The following is a 14,480-nucleotide window of genomic DNA, read 5'->3' as shown; positions in this document are numbered from 1 at the left end:
GAAATCCTCCCCGGGACGGGGGGGTGGCGCGCTGCCGCAAGGCAGCGTGACGGAGGGGCCGGGACATTTGCTCCGAGAGGCACCGCTTCGGCCCCTCCACCACCAGCTTCGCTGGCGGTCCCCCCCCGTTCCGGGGAGGATCTAAAGGAGAATCGACATGACCAACCCAGTCAATCCCAACCGTTCCAACCCAGCCCGCGGAGAAGCGCCCTTGCGCATCGGCGGCGAGACGCTCGTCCTGCGCCCGACCTTCGCGGCGCTGGTGGCGGCCGAGGAGGAGCTCGGGCCGCTGTTCGCGCTGGTCGAGCGCGCGGCGGCGGGGGAGCTGCGGCTGGGCGAGCTGGCGGCGCTGTTCTGGCATTGCCTGCATGGGCCGCCCGAAGCGCTGACGCGCGAGCGGTTCGGCGAGGCATTGTCGGAAGCGGGGCTGGCGGCGCTGACCCCGGCGCTGCGCGTGCTGCTGAAGCAGATATTGCAGGGGCGGTGAGATGCGTACCCTCACGCCAAAGACCGTCATCCCGGACATGGGCACCCATCAAAGTAGAACTTTGATGGACCCACTTGATCCGGGATCCAGGGCGGAAGGGCAATCCGGTTGGGCTCCTGGATTCCGGGTCAAGCCCGGAATGACGGCTATGAAGACGAATGACGACGCCCGCTTCCAACGGGCCGCTCTCTCCCTCTTCTCCCATGCCGCGCTCATCCTGCACTGGCGGCCGGACGATTTCTGGTCCGCCACCCCGGCCGAACTGGCCGCCATCTTCATGCCGCCGGCCGATCAGTCCGGCGGGCCGGACCTTGCCGCATTGATGAAGGAATTCCCCGATGGCCCCGATCGAAAGCGAGACGAATGATGGATGAAGAACTCGAAACCCTCGTCGTCGGCGTGCGCGCCGATACGCAGGGCTTCGCCCGCGACGTGCAAGCGATGCGCGCCGAGCTCGACGGGCCATTGGCGGACGGGCTCGAACGCGCGGGAAACGCGCTCGAACGCGGGCTGTCGGGTGCGATCCGGCGCGGGCAGTTCGGCTTCGAGGAGCTGCGCGACGTGGCGCTGTCGGCGCTGGCCGAGATCGCGGCGGCGGCGGTGCAGTCGGGGATCGGGTCGCTGTTCGGCGGCGGCGGTCGGGGGAGCGGCGGCTCAGGTGGCGGGGCGTCGCTCGGTGCGATCCTGGGGCAGCTGATCGGCGCGCCGGGCCGGGCGACCGGCGGCCCGGTATCGCCCGGCCGGGCGTACCGGGTAGGCGAGCGCGGGCCGGAATGGTTCGTGCCGACATCGAGCGGCAGGGTGGAAACCGGCGGGCCGGGGGCCGGGCCGGTGGTGAACCTCACCGTCAACATCGCCGATCGCGGCGGCGGCGCTCCGCAGGCGCTGCAACGCTCCAGCCGGCAGGTGGCGCGGGCGGTGAAGCGCGCGCTGGAGGGATGATTCTTATCACCAACAACAACGTCACCCCGGACTTGATCCGGGGTCCAGGGCGGGATGGCACTGCTGTTGGGCTCTGGATTCCGGATCAAGTCCGGAATGACGTCACATTTCAAGGGAGACCCCCATGCCCCACTGGCTGGCCAAGGCGGCCGACGCAAAGGTCGTCGAACGCGACCATATGGCGCGCTTCGACGCGCGCTTCTGGACGGTCGATTTCCCGCGCCCGATGATGGCCTCCACCGTCACCACCGGCCCCGGCGCGCTGCGGGTGGATGCCGTCTTTTACAATAGCGACGATCTGGCCGGACTGATCTGGGAGAGCGAGGACCGCTGGGACCATCCGCTGCTCGCCTATGAGACGGTGCGTGACTATGCGCGGCTGACGCTGCGCTTCCACTGGCGCTCGAGCGGGATCATGCCGCTGGATGCGATCGACGGGCCGACGCTCACCATCGAGGGACGCGACGCGAGCGGGGCCATGCGCAGCTGGTATGTGCGGCTGTGGAATTACGCCGTCGGAATCCCTTCCGACGCGGCGATCACGCTGCCGTTCAGCGCGCTCGACGGCGGGTTCCTGCTGCCGGGCGAGGCCGATCCGGTGCACCCGCACGATATCGACCGGATGTTCGTCTCGCTGGTTCCTCCGTCCTATACCGGCCGACCAGGGCGACTGGCGCAGCCCGCCGGGGGCTGGGTCGAGATTACCGGCATTGCCTGCGATGGCGAGCGGGCGGTGATCGGTCTGGCCGATGCCATGCTGCCCGAGCATAAGCTGCGCATGGCGACGGGCTATGACGACGCCTACAACCAGGCGCCCGAACGGTTGCTGCGGCAGATCCGCGCGCTCGGCTATCGCGGGATCGTCAACCATTATGTCGGCATGAGCCATTATTTCCGGCTCGAGACGAACGGGCCGGGGCTCTACGTCAGTCTGGCCGGCGGCACGCTCAACGCCCCCTGCGCCGCCTGGCACCGCGATTTCGCGGCGCGGGCCATCGCCATGGGATTCGAGACCATCTTCTCGCTCAGCTTCGAGCTGTTCGACGAGCATTGCTGGAACGACTGGAAGCAGCGCGCCGAAAACGGCGATGCCGCGCGCACGGGCTGGGAGCCGCCCTCGACCTTGCTCTCGCCCGCCCAGCCGCAAGCGATGGGCTATTTGCAAACGGTGGGCCGCGCCTTTGCCGCGATCCAGCGCGATGCCGGGCAGCATGTGCGCTTCCAGATCGGCGAGCCCTGGTGGTGGATCATGCCGGACGCTGGAGCGGGGTCCGGGGCAGGCGGACGAATTTGCCTTTACGACGCGGCGGCATGGACGGCCTTTGGCGACGCCATCGTTTCGATTCCAGACATAGCGGGCGACAAGACGGCGGCTCAGCAGGCGATGCTCGACAGAGCGGGGGACATGCTCGCCGCCTCCACCGCGGCGCTGGCCGATGCGGTCCGCGGCGAGGCGGGCGCGGTGGGCGCGACGCTCTATCTGCTGGTGTATCTGCCCACGGTGCTCGGCCGCGACGCCCCCGACGCGCAGCGCGCGAACGTGCCGCTCGGCTGGGCCGCGCCCGCGTTCGACGTGCTGCAGCTGGAAGATTATGACTGGACCGTCGCGGGCGACCATGCCGGTACGGCGGTCGGCATCGCGGCGATGACCGCGCGGCTCGGCTATCCGCCGGAGGCCCAGGAATATTTCGCGGGCTTCGTGCTGAAGCCCGAGGACGCGCCGCAGTGGCAGGCGATCGCCCGCGCGGTGGAGCTTGCCGAAACGCGCACGCCGGGCCGCAACTATGTCTGGGCGCTGCCGCAGGTGGCGCGCGACGGCTTCACCTTTTTCACGCTGGAGGAGGACGATATGCGTAGCTTCGACGATGTGCGTTTCCCGATCGCGATCGGCCGGCATGCCAGCATCGCGCCGGAATTTTCGACCGGCATCGTGACGACCCTGTCCGGTCACGAACGCCGATCGAGCGACTGGGCCGATGCGCGGCTCGCTTTCGATGCGGGACCGGGCGTTCGCGGAGAGGCGGATGCGGCGCGGCTGATCGCCTTCTTCCGCGCGCGCCGCGGCGCGGCGGTGGGCTTTCGCTTCACCGATCCTACCGATCACAGCTCGGCGGGCATGACGGGCGAGCCAGGCCCGTTCGACCAGCATGTTGCCACGGGCGACGGCCTTGCCACCGATTTCCCGCTGACCAAAAGCTATGAAGAGGGCGCCACCGAGCAGCGGCGGCGGATCACCAGGCCGGTGGGCGGCAGTGTGCGCGTGGCCCTGGACGGCGTGGAGATGCAGGGTTTCACGCTCCAGCCGCTCGGCATATTGCGCTTCGACGTACCGCCGCCCGCGGGCGCTTCGATCACCGCGGGCTACCGCTTCGACGTGCCCGTCCGCTTCGCCGAGGACCGCCTGGATATCGCCGGGGCCACCTACGGGGCACGCGAAATCGCGAGCGTGCCGCTGATCGAGGTGAAGGAATAGGCTTTTGACACGCGTCGCCAGCTCCGCGATATCGCAGCCTTGAGATTGACATTCGCGGGACAAGCGGCTATGTCGCCAATGCGATATTGATAGCGGCAGTTATCAACGAAGTTTCAAGGGGCGCGCCATTGCAGTGGTTGCGTCCCTTTTATATTGGAGGCCGGGTTGCAGCCCGGCCCCCTCACGTCACTTGTGACGAGCAACCTCGATGATTTTAAGCACCAAAGTTGCAAAGGCAATTACCACCAAGGCAATTGCCAGTGCGATACTGATTTCTGCGATAGTTATCACCTCCGTCCCGCGGCCAAATTGCAGCTGGGCTGCTGCCGCCAGCTCGTTCTAGCGGTGGGCTTGCGCAATTCCATAGTTATCGAGCAAGTCACCCAGCGACTTGCGAGCAAGTCAGACGCTACGTCTCATAATGCCAAATGTCCGGGATGTTTGGCTTTCTAAAATCATCAAATCGACGTTGGAGCCGAACATGACCCATTGGCTCGACGAGCCCTGCGCCACCACCGCTTTCGCCTGGACCTTGCGGCGGCGCGACGGGGTGGCGCTGGGGTTTACGTCGCACGACCGCGATCTCGTGATCGACGGGCTGCTCCACCGCGCCGGTCCCGGCATGGTGCCCAGCGCGATCGTCGAGAACGTCCGGCTCGATGCCGACGGGCTCGATGTCGATGGCGGGCTCACCAGCGATGCGATCAGCGAGGCGGATCTAAACGCCGGGCGGTGGGACGGCGCGGCGCTGGAAATCCGGCTGGTCGACTGGACCGATCCTTCGCGCCAGCGCCAGCTCGCGAGCGGCGAACTCGGCGAGATTTCGCGCGGCGGCAACGCGTTCAAGGCGGAGCTGCGCGGGCCCGGCGCGGCGCTCGACCGGCCGGTGGCACCGCGCACCTCGCCCGGCTGCCGCGCCGATTTCGGCGGGGCGCAGTGCGGCGTGGACCTGATGCGCCATCGCCGCGAACGGCCGGTAATTCTGGCGGAACAGGAGCAGCTGGACCTCTCGGGCCTAGCCGATGGCGCGCTTTATCGTTTCGGCCGGCTGCGGTTTCTATCCGGTCGCAACACGGGGACGATCCACGATATCGCCGATGGCAAGGAGGCCAGGATCTGGCTGACGCAACCGCCCGCCCTTGCGGTGGAACCGGGCACGCGGGTGCTGCTGAGCGAAGGTTGCGATCGTTCGATCGCGACCTGCGCGGCGCGCTTCGCCAACGCCGTCAATTTCCGCGGCGAACCGCATCTGCCGGGCAATGATCTGCTCACGCGCTATCCAGGAGGGCGCTGATGAGCGAGCAGAGCGCCATCGCCGAGCGCGCGCTGGCGCTGGTCGGCACTCCCTTTCGTCTGGGCGGGCGCGATCCGGCGAGCGGGATCGATTGCATCGGCCTGGCCGCGCTGGCGCTGGGCGGTGCGGACGATGTTCCTTCCGGTTACGCGTTGCGCGGTGGTGACGGTGCGCGCTGGCACCGGTGGTTCGAAGGTCGAGGCTTCGCGAAGATCGCCGGCGGCGGCCCCGGAGACCTGTGCCTGGTGCGCGCGGCGCCGCTGCATTTCCATCTGCTGGTCGCGGTCACCGGCGGCTTCGTCCACGCCCATGCCGGGCTGCGGCGGACCGTCTTTCTGCCGGGCGCGTCGCTTTGGCCGATCGATTCGTTCTGGCGTTTAAAGGACTGCCCTTCTCCCGCCCGGGCGGGAGAAGGATACGGAGCCTTGCGTCGCAGACGCTAGGCGAAGGGCACCCCACAAAGTAATACTTTGTGGGGACCCCGAAGTTGGATGAGGGTGGGTGGCGCGTGAGCGCCATCGATTAGGTCGACGCAGCCGGACAATACCCTCACCGCTGCGACTAAATTCGCTACGCTCATTAAGTCTCGCTCCTCTCCCGCCAGCGGGAGAGGAAAAGGGAAGAAGGAGAAGCCGTCATGGCGACCATCGTCCTGAACGCGGTCGGCTTTGCGCTGGGCGGGCCGATCGGCGGAGCGCTCGGCAGCCTGGCGGGCCGGGCGCTCGACGCGCAGATTTTCGGCGGGCCCAAAAGCAGGGAGGGGCCACGGCTCAAGGAACTCGACATCCAGACCTCGAGTTACGGCAGCGAGATCCCGGCCCTGTTCGGCGCCATGCGTGTGGCCGGGACGGTGATCTGGGCGACCGACCTGATCGAGCATGAGGATGAGGAAGGCGGCGGCAAGGGCCGGCCGAGCCAGACCAGCTACAGCTATTCCGCGAGCTTGGCGGTGGCCTTGTCGAGCCGCCCCGCCACGCGGATCGGACGCATCTGGGCGGACGGCAATCTGCTGCGCGGCGAGGCGGGCGACTTCAAGGTGGAGACCGGCTTTCGCTTTCACTCCGGTTATGGCGATCAACCCGCCGATCCGCTGATCGCGCAGGCCGAAGGCGATGAAGCACCGGGCTTTCGCGGACTGGCCTATGCGGTGTTCGAAAATCTCCAGCTCGCCGACTATGGCAACCGCATTCCGTCGCTGGGCTTCGAGCTGTTCGAACGCGGCGGATCGGTGCGGCTGGTCGAGATCGCCGGCGAAGCGAGCGGCGGGCGCGTGCGCGGCGACGATCCGGCGACGGTGCGCGGCTTCGCCGCCTCTGGAACGGCGCGGGACGTGGTGCAGCTGATCGTCGAAGGCACGGGGCTGCGGCTCGCCCGCGGCGGCGAGGGCTTCCTGCTGAACGGGCAGCCGCCGCGGGGCGGCGCAATATCTGATCCCGTCGTGACCTTGGGAGCGGAGGCGCTGGATCGGCCCGAACGCAGCCGCGCCCCGCTCGGCGACTATCCGACCGCGATCGAATATCGGCATTATGACATCGCGCGCGATTATCAGGCGGGCCTGCAGCGCGCGCGCCGGGCGGGCGTCGGCTGCGGCGTCGCCCGGCTCGATTTTCCGGCGGCGATGACGGCGGACGAGGCGATGGTCCTGGCCGTATCGCTGGCCCGCCGCGCCGGAGCCGAGCGTGAGCGGTTGCGGCTCGCCGTCGCTCATGGGGCCGACGATCTGCGCGCGGGAAGCACGCTGGACTGGGACGGTGCGCGGTGGACGATCTCCGAAATAGAGCATCGGCGCGGGGCGATGCTGGTGACCGCGCGGTCGCTGGCGCGGACCACGCCGATCGCGGCCGGGGGCCTATCCGGGCGCGCGCTGCGCGAGGCCGATCGGGCACACGGGCCGACGCGTCTGATGCTGGTCGAGCTGCCCGACATCGCGCGCGGCGGCGGTGACAGGCCGGTCGTCGCGGCGGCGGCGGCGGGACTTTCACCGGGCTGGCGCCGGGCGGCGCTCTCGATCGGCAATGGCGGCGATTCGCTGCGCCCGATCGGCGTGACGGCCCCGGCGGCGGTCATGGGCGTGCTGGAATATCCGCTGGCCGCGACGCCGCCGGGGCTGGTCGATGCGCGCAGCCGACCTGTCGTGCGCCTGCTCAACCCGGAAATGACTCTGCGCGACGCCGATCGGGCGGCGCTGCTCACGGGCGCCAATATCGCGGCGATCGGCGGCGAGGTGCTGCAATTCGAGCGGGCGGTGGCGCTCGGCGAGACGCTTTATCGGCTCGAGCGGCTTTACCGCGGGCTTTACGGAACCGAGGCGCACGGCGATCATGCAGCGGGCGGGACGTTTCTGCTGCTCCAGCGCGACCGGCTGCGCCTGCTCGAAGGCCCCGAGATCGCCGCGGGCCTGCCGCTCAGCGCCGCGGCGCTGGGGATCGCAGACGAACGCGCCGTCATGGCGAGCGTTGCGATCACCGGCCGGGCCGCGCTGCCCTTCGCGCCGGTCCATTTCACGGCTGAACCGCTGCCCGGCGGCGCGCTGCGTCTGCGCTGGGTTCGGCGCAGCAGGCTGGGCGCGGAGTGGTCGCTTAGCGTCGAACCGCCGCTCGGCGAGGACACCGAGCTTTACCGTCTATCGGCGACCGATGACGCTGGCACGCCGCTGGCGCAATGGGAGACGGCATCCCCGCAATGCGTGGCGGTGGGAACGATGCTGGGCGATTGGCGTGAAGGCGGCGTCGATAGGTTGCATTTTGCGGTGCGCCAGGTCGGCCGCGGCGGGCTGTCTCCGGCGGCCCATATAGCTGTCTCCTTGAATTGACGATCACCTGAAACGGAAGGATGAATGCGATGACGGACCTGACGACCGGCCGGATGGCGTTGCCGCTGCTCGCGCTCGCCCAGGCGCAGAAGGAACTGACCCATAACGAGGCGCTGGCGCTGATCGACCTGCTGTTGCATCCGGTGGTCGAGGACCAGCTCGACGATCCGGGTTCGCTGTCGCCGATTACCGGACAGTGCTGGCTCGTCGGGGACCAACCGACGGGCGCATGGGAAGGCCACCCCGGCTGCATCGCGGGATGGACCGAAGGCGGCTGGCGTTTCGCCCCGCCGATCGACGGAATGCAATTGTTCGACCGGTCCGGGGACGGGACTTCGATCTACCGGAATGCGAACTGGACCGCGCCTCCTGCTCTGGCCGTGCCATCGGGTGGTTCGGTGATCGATGTCGAGGCCCGCGAATCGCTGGGCGTGCTCATCGCGGCGATGCGGCGTGCCGGCCTGACGATCGTGGCGGGCGATTAGGATGCCCTGGTTCCGGCTAACATGGCATTTTTACAGGGATTAACCGTGAAAAGGAGACATTTTCGCAACAGTCGGAACTATTGCGTACTTGCACCCGTTGCTGCGACCGGATAGTAGACCACTACCAAATTCAGTTCCTAAATAGATAGAGGGGAATTTAATGCGTAAGCTAGCCATAGGTGTGGCACTCGCCACCACCGCGCTCACGCCAGCGATGGCACGTGACGGCGCGTGGTATGCCGGAGTCGAAGGCGGGGCAATGCTCGTCGAAGACACCGACTATGACGTGAACGGGATCAACCAGGATCTCACCGTCGATCACGACTACGGATATAATGTCGACGGTATCGTCGGCTATGATTTCGGTGCTTTCCGCATCGAGGCCGAAGTCGGGTATCAGAGCTCCGAGGCGGACGAAGTCATCGTCGGGCAGCAGGGAATTCCGGGCGATATCCTTGCCAGCAGCGTCAGCGATATCAATGGCGATACCAGCGTTCTGAGCTTCATGTTGAACGGTATGCTGGACTTCGGTGACGACGACGGCATCCAGGGCTTTGTCGGCGGCGGCGCGGGTGTCGCGCGAGTCGACGAGAATTTGTCGCGGGCCACGAACTTCCTCGACGATTCGGATACGGGCTTCGCCTATCAGGCCATCGCCGGTGTGCGGGCTCCGTTGACCGATAATTTCAGCGTCGGACTGAAGTACAAGTTCTTCACCGTGCCGAATGTCGATCTCGTCAGCACTGCGGGCGACGACTATGAGGGCCGTTATCGCTCGCACAGCATCCTCGGCAGCCTGATCTTCAACTTCGGTGCTCCTGCCGAGGCTCCCTATGTCGCGCCGCCGCCGGCTCCTCCGGCGACCACCGCGCCGCCGCCCCCGCCGCCCCCGCCGCCGGTTCAAACCTGCAACAACGGGCCGTACATCGTGTTCTTCGATTGGGATAAGTCGAATCTTCGTCCCGATGCCGCTACGGTGCTCGACAATGCGGTGGCTCAGTACGCCAATTGTGGTTCGGCCCGCGTCATGCTGGCCGGTTACACGGATACTTCGGGTACCAAGACCTACAACGTCGGTCTCTCGCAGCGTCGCAACTCGTCGGTTCAGTCCTATCTGCAGTCCCGCGGTATTCCGCAGGCCCGGATCGCGACCGAAGCTTTCGGCGAAACGAACCTTCGCGTCCCCACCGCAGACGGTGTGCGCGAACCGCAGAACCGCCGCGTGGAAATCACCTACGGGCCTGGCGCCGGTTACTGATTTCTCGCTCCAAGCGAACAATGGAAGGGGCCGGTTGCAAGACCGGCCCTTTTTTTGTCCGTGTCACGGCTTCAAACGCTTGGCGGCATCACTGGCGACAGCCTTGGAAACTTCGCTCATGTTCGATGGTTGTCTCCCCTGAACCGCATCACGGGAGACAGGATATGCGAAACCTCATCATCATCGGTGCCGCCGCTTCGACACTCGCGCTGTCGGCCTGCCAGAAGGAACCGGCCGACGACGCGGACCAGGTCGCGACCGTTCCAGCAGGGAGTGCGGCAGCGGCCGGCGCCGGGCCTCAGGCGATCGCCATGCTCAAGACGGCCGACGGCAGGTCGGTGGGTGAGGTAAAGGTGATCCAAGACGGCAACGGCCTGAATCTCATGCTCGACGTCAACGGGCTCCCGCAAGGCAACCACGGCATCCACATTCACAGCGTGGGCAAATGCGATGCGCCCGATTTCGAGAGTGCTGGCGGTCACTGGAATCCGACCGACAAGCATCATGGCGTGGCCAATGACGCGGGACCGCATCTGGGCGATTTCGTCAATCTCGAGGTCGTCTCGGATGGTACCGGCCATCTCGAACGTCCGATCCTCGGCGCCACGCTCGAAGGCGGCCCGAACGCGCTACTCGATGCCGATGGCGCGGCGTTCATCGTTCATGCGGGCAAGGACGATCAAATGAGCGATCCCTCGGGCAACAGCGGTGCGCGCCTGGCCTGTGGCGTGTTCACCAAGGCCGGCAGTCTCTAGCCGGTGTAGTCCGGTTTCGTACCCTTAGAAATCCTCGCCGGCGGCGGCGGCTCGCTTGTGGGCGGTCGCTTCCGATGCGGGCAGCAGTCTGGACGCGACGATCGCCGCGATCAGCGCGATCGGCACCGTTAGCAATAGCGACAACACTCCGGTTGCGAGATTTCCTGTGAGCGCCGAAATGCGTCCGGCCAGATAGGGCCCGAGTGCCAGACCGATCAGCGTGGTGCCGATGAAAAAGCTGGCCGTGGCGGTCCCGCGCATACGCGGCAACACCAAATCCTGGGTGGTTGCGGCTGCGGCTCCGAGCGCACAACTGGCCAGTGCCTGCGCAGGAAACAGCATCGCGTAAAACAGCGTCAGATCGCGGGTGGTAAAGGCGGCGACCACCGCGGGAATCGGTGCGATGGCGCCGAAAATCACCACCCACAGCCGCCCGGCCGGATGGCGCGTGCGAAGCTTGTCGGCGGCCCAGCCCCCCGCGATTACGCCCAGGAAGCCGGCCGAGGCGCCGATGCTGCCGACCACCCACCCGACTTCGCTCTCCGACACCCCAAAGGTGCGCAGCGCGTAAGGCGAGGCCCAGAAGCTCACCGAATAGGTCAAAAAGGCGTTGAGCCCGTAGGCGAGCACGGTCAGCAAAAAGGCCGGCGTGCCGAGGATCAGCGCATAGGTCGGCGGATCGGTGCGCCGGAGGGTGCTGGCCCAGCTGTAGACGGCATAGACGCCGATGCCGACGGCGGTCCATTGGAGCAGCGGCTCGCCCAACGCGATCAACCCGCAAACGCATCCAGTGACGAGCAACGCGACCGCAACGTTGCGCAGCAGATTGCCCGAGCGCGCCGCGCCGATCAACGTCAGAGGCGGCAAGATCGTGACGAGTTCCGCAAGGAAATCCCTGAACGGGTGCGGGCGGACTTTGCTTGCAAAACCCTCCGACTGACCCCGCACCGGCTCGCGCAGCGTAAACACCCACAGCGCCAGCAACAGCCCGGGAATGCCGACGGCCATGAACGCCGCCTGCCAACCGGCCAATCCCAGCGGCGCCAGTTCCTTTACGGGATAGGCCTTGTTCCAGTTCTGCACGACCAGTCCGCCGAGGCCGAGCGAAAGGCCGCCGCCGATATACAGCCCCGAACTGTAGAGCGCGAGCGCCAGACCGCGACGCTTCTTGGGAAACCAGTCGGAAATCAGCGAATAGGCACTCGGGCTGGCGGTCGCCTCGCCGATACCGACGCCGACGCGGGCGCCGCTCAGCATCAGGCCGTTGCGCGCGAGCCCCGACAGCGCGGTCATCACCGACCACAGGCTGAGCCCAAGCGTCATTAGTCGCACCCGGTGCCAGCTGTCGGCCAGCCGTCCGAGCGGGATACCGAACAAGGCATAGAATACCCCAAAGGCGGTGCCGTAGAGAAAGCCGATATCGCCGTCCGTGAGGTCGAGGTCGCGCTTCACGTCCTCGGCGAGGATCGAAAGTACCTGCCGGTCCACGAAATTCAGGATATAGACAAGTATCAGGACCGACAGCACATACCAGGCGTAGGCCGGTGTCCTGGCGTCCGGATCGATGACGTCCTCCGTCGATGCGGGTGCTTGCATGGGCCTCTCCTTGCCTCTTCGTCCCGCCGCTGTATCAGAGCGCCGCGCTTGTGCAATCGCAGGGAATTGCATGGCAGCGTCCGGTTCGCTGCTGCCCTCCACATTGCGTTGGCGACCGGACCGGCTCGGCGATCAGCCGAGCGCATACTCCGCCACGGCCTGATAATGCGACCCGCCGCGTCCCATATGGCTTTCGAACAAGATGAAGCGGTCGGTGACGAACATCGGCGGATGTAAATCGGCGTGGCGAGCGAGAAAGCGCCCGATCGGCCCGCTGCCGCCGTTGAGCCGGGCGAGCGTGATATGCGGCAGGAATTTGCGGCGATCGTCCTCATGGCCCAGATCGCGGCAGACGCGATCGATCTTTTTTTTCAGTGTAGCCAGCGGCTCGCTCGGTTTTACGCGCGCCCAGACCGACTTGGCCGCGCCCCTGCGCTCGAAATGCCCCATGCCCTCGATTTCGACCGCGAACGGGTCCATGCGGATACGGCCCAGCGCCTCGGCCAGTTCATTGGCATCGGGCCGCGCTACTTCCCCCACAAAGCGCAGGGTCACATGCAGTTGAGCATCGCTTTGCCAGCGCGCGTTTTCGATACCGTCCAACGCCGCGAGGAGCGTATCGCGCGCCGCTTGCGGCGGGCGCAGGCCGATGAACAGGCGGTGTGACATGGCGGCCTGATCTAACCCGGCGGACAGCGCGCGCGCAATCACTTGAAAATTGTTCGCATAAAGGCGATATTCATAGCTGCAGTGGCAATGTTGCCACCACTAAAAACTTGGGAGTTTCTTCATTATGGCATGGCCCGATCCTAGAGCGACCGGAGCGCGGACCTATCCCGGCCAGGCCGGTACCAGCGAAGTCTTCGACGAAGGCCTTCGCTCCTATATGCTCAAAATCTACAATTACATGGCAAGCGGCGTGCTGCTGACGGGCATCGTCGCAATGCTGTTCGCGCGTGGCGGGATGGATTCTCCGGCCGCTCATGTCTTGCTTGGCGGCGGTCCGCTGGCTTGGATCATCATGCTATCGCCGCTGGCAATCGTGTTCGCGATGAGTTTCGGGCAGAACCGTTTTTCGACCGGCACGCTTCAGGCGATGTACTGGGGCTTTGCGGTCCTGATGGGTCTTTCGCTGAGCACCATCTTTTTGCGCTACACGGGTGCTTCGATTGCCACGACCTTCTTCGCGACCGCCGGGGCTTTCGCGGGCCTCAGCCTGTGGGGTTATACCACCAAGAAGGATCTGAGCGGCTGGGGCACGTTCCTGATCATGGGCGTTATCGGATTGGTCGTGGCCATGCTGGCGAATATGTTTTTCCAGTCCACGGTGCTCGACCTTGCCATCAGCGCCATCGGCGTGCTGATTTTCGCCGGTCTCACCGCCTACGATACGCAGAAGCTGAAGAGCCTCTATGTGCATGTTGCTGGCACGGACATGATGGGCAAGGTCGTGATCATGGGCGCGCTCCAGCTCTACCTTGATTTCATCAACATGTTCCTGTTCCTGCTGCGTTTCATGGGTGCCTCACGCAGCTGATTTTCAACGTTCAGCATCGATAAACGGACGCCCGGTCAGCTTTGCTGCCGGGCGTTTGTGTATCTCTGTCCGTCGTTTCAGGGGTTTCAAATGGACGCGCTTGGTGTCACACGGGGCACCGGATTTCGTGAGGGTAGGATTGCATGTTCAAGATCGTCGCCCGGGCCGCGTTGCTGGCCGGACTGACCACGTTGGCCGCCTGTGCGGCTCCGCCGCCGCCGGCCCCGCCGCCGCCGCCGATCATCGTGCCAGCCAGCGCGCCGCCGCGGCCGATCCCGCCACTCGGCGCTGCCACCGGCATGTATATCCCGCCCAAGGGTGTCGACGACGTCCGGCTGACGCCCAATCGCGGCCTCGAGAGCGACGAGACGGTGTGGAATTTCCGCTCGGCCTTCAACGTCGCCGCGCTCAATTGTCTGCAGCCTAAATATCTGCGTTTCGCGGACGATTACAAAAATTATCTCGATGCGCATCGCACGATGCTGAACCAGGTCAATCTTCGTCTCGATACGACCTATCGCTCGCGCTATCCGGCGGGCGATCCCAAGCGTATCCGGGACACCAGCTCAACCGACCTCTACAATTATTTTTCGCTCCCCCCGGTAACCAGCGGTTTTTGCGACCTGATGCTGGATCTCGGTCCGCAGGCCGCCTTGGTGCCGCCAGAGGAACTGCCGGCGTTCTCGGCGCGCGCGCTGGGCCTGATCGACGACCTGTTTATCGAGTTCTACGACAATTACGCCGAATATCAGCGGCGCCTTGCGGCGTGGGAAGAACTTTATGGCCGGCTCGGACGCGTGACGGTAGAAAATCCGGGGCAGTCCAATTGAGCCCCCTACAG

14 protein-coding genes are annotated in these 14,480 nt (G+C 65.9%); 12 read left to right on the top strand and 2 right to left on the bottom strand.

The genetic code is table 11. From position 1 onward, the window contains the following. Nucleotides 1–157 precede the first annotated feature (157 nt). The 10 genes from ACOQPC_RS13480 (at nt 158) to ACOQPC_RS13435 (ending at nt 10,506) form a co-directional block, all read left to right on the top strand. The gene (locus ACOQPC_RS13480; RefSeq protein WP_420606231.1) at nt 158–487 is read left to right on the top strand and encodes a gene transfer agent family protein; all 330 of its coding nucleotides are present in this window, start codon (nt 158–160) and stop codon (nt 485–487) included. Between the two features lies 1 nt (nt 488). Further along, the gene (locus ACOQPC_RS13475) at nt 489–854 is read left to right on the top strand and encodes a phage tail assembly chaperone (RefSeq protein ID WP_420606230.1); all 366 of its coding nucleotides are present in this window, start codon (nt 489–491) and stop codon (nt 852–854) included. Continuing rightward, a complete protein-coding gene (locus tag ACOQPC_RS13470; RefSeq protein ID WP_420608151.1) occupies nt 854–1,429 on the top strand; it encodes a tail tape measure protein in 576 nt (191 codons plus the stop codon). Before ACOQPC_RS13475 ends, ACOQPC_RS13470 begins: the two co-directional genes overlap by 1 nt. 124 nt (nt 1,430–1,553) lie before the next feature. Further along, nucleotides 1,554–3,902 carry a DUF2460 domain-containing protein gene (locus ACOQPC_RS13465; RefSeq protein WP_420606229.1) on the top strand — a complete coding sequence of 783 codons (2,349 nt, stop codon included), beginning with the start codon at nt 1,554–1,556 and terminating at the stop codon, nt 3,900–3,902. A 481-nt stretch (nt 3,903–4,383) separates the two neighbouring features. Further along, nucleotides 4,384–5,196 carry a DUF2163 domain-containing protein gene (locus ACOQPC_RS13460; protein WP_420606228.1) on the top strand — a complete coding sequence of 271 codons (813 nt, stop codon included), beginning with the start codon at nt 4,384–4,386 and terminating at the stop codon, nt 5,194–5,196. Further along, nucleotides 5,196–5,639 carry a peptidoglycan endopeptidase gene (locus ACOQPC_RS13455; protein ID WP_420606227.1) on the top strand — a complete coding sequence of 148 codons (444 nt, stop codon included), beginning with the start codon at nt 5,196–5,198 and terminating at the stop codon, nt 5,637–5,639. The genes ACOQPC_RS13460 and ACOQPC_RS13455 overlap by 1 nt, the downstream gene beginning before the upstream one ends. A 194-nt stretch (nt 5,640–5,833) precedes the next feature. Further along, nucleotides 5,834–8,008 carry a phage tail protein gene (locus ACOQPC_RS13450; protein WP_420606226.1) on the top strand — a complete coding sequence of 725 codons (2,175 nt, stop codon included), beginning with the start codon at nt 5,834–5,836 and terminating at the stop codon, nt 8,006–8,008. 29 nt (nt 8,009–8,037) lie between these two features. Then, nucleotides 8,038–8,493, top strand: a complete 456-nt coding sequence (locus ACOQPC_RS13445) for a DUF2793 domain-containing protein (RefSeq protein ID WP_420606225.1) — start codon at nt 8,038–8,040, stop codon at nt 8,491–8,493. Between the two features lie 160 nt (nt 8,494–8,653). Beyond that, nucleotides 8,654–9,751: an OmpA family protein gene (locus tag ACOQPC_RS13440; RefSeq protein WP_420606224.1), complete on the top strand. Its 1,098-nt coding sequence runs from the start codon at nt 8,654–8,656 to the stop codon at nt 9,749–9,751. Nucleotides 9,752–9,915: 164 nt separating this feature from the next. Then, nucleotides 9,916–10,506: a superoxide dismutase family protein gene (locus ACOQPC_RS13435; RefSeq protein ID WP_420606223.1), complete on the top strand. Its 591-nt coding sequence runs from the start codon at nt 9,916–9,918 to the stop codon at nt 10,504–10,506. Between the two features lie 24 nt (nt 10,507–10,530). Here ACOQPC_RS13435 and ACOQPC_RS13430 read toward each other — a convergent pair whose 3' ends face one another. After that, the gene (locus tag ACOQPC_RS13430) at nt 10,531–12,102 is read right to left on the bottom strand and encodes a spinster family MFS transporter (RefSeq protein ID WP_420606222.1); all 1,572 of its coding nucleotides are present in this window, start codon (nt 12,100–12,102) and stop codon (nt 10,531–10,533) included. 132 nt (nt 12,103–12,234) lie between these two features. Next, nucleotides 12,235–12,813 (bottom strand): RNA 2',3'-cyclic phosphodiesterase, encoded by a 579-nt coding sequence (gene thpR / locus ACOQPC_RS13425; protein WP_420606221.1) that lies wholly within the window; start codon nt 12,811–12,813, stop codon nt 12,235–12,237. Nucleotides 12,814–12,892: 79 nt separating this feature from the next. Between thpR and ACOQPC_RS13420 the strand changes: the two genes are divergently transcribed. Further along, a complete protein-coding gene (locus ACOQPC_RS13420) occupies nt 12,893–13,639 on the top strand; it encodes a Bax inhibitor-1/YccA family protein (protein WP_420608150.1) in 747 nt (248 codons plus the stop codon). Nucleotides 13,640–13,782: 143 nt separating this feature from the next. After that, complete coding sequence (locus ACOQPC_RS13415; protein WP_420606220.1) at nt 13,783–14,469, top strand: hypothetical protein; 687 nt, start codon at nt 13,783–13,785, stop codon at nt 14,467–14,469. The last annotated feature ends 11 nt before the right edge of the window (nt 14,470–14,480 follow it).

Source organism: Novosphingopyxis sp., assembly GCF_965218915.1.
Taxonomy (GTDB): Bacteria; Pseudomonadota; Alphaproteobacteria; order Sphingomonadales; family Sphingomonadaceae; genus Novosphingopyxis.
This window is presented reverse-complemented; position numbering and strand designations above follow the sequence as displayed.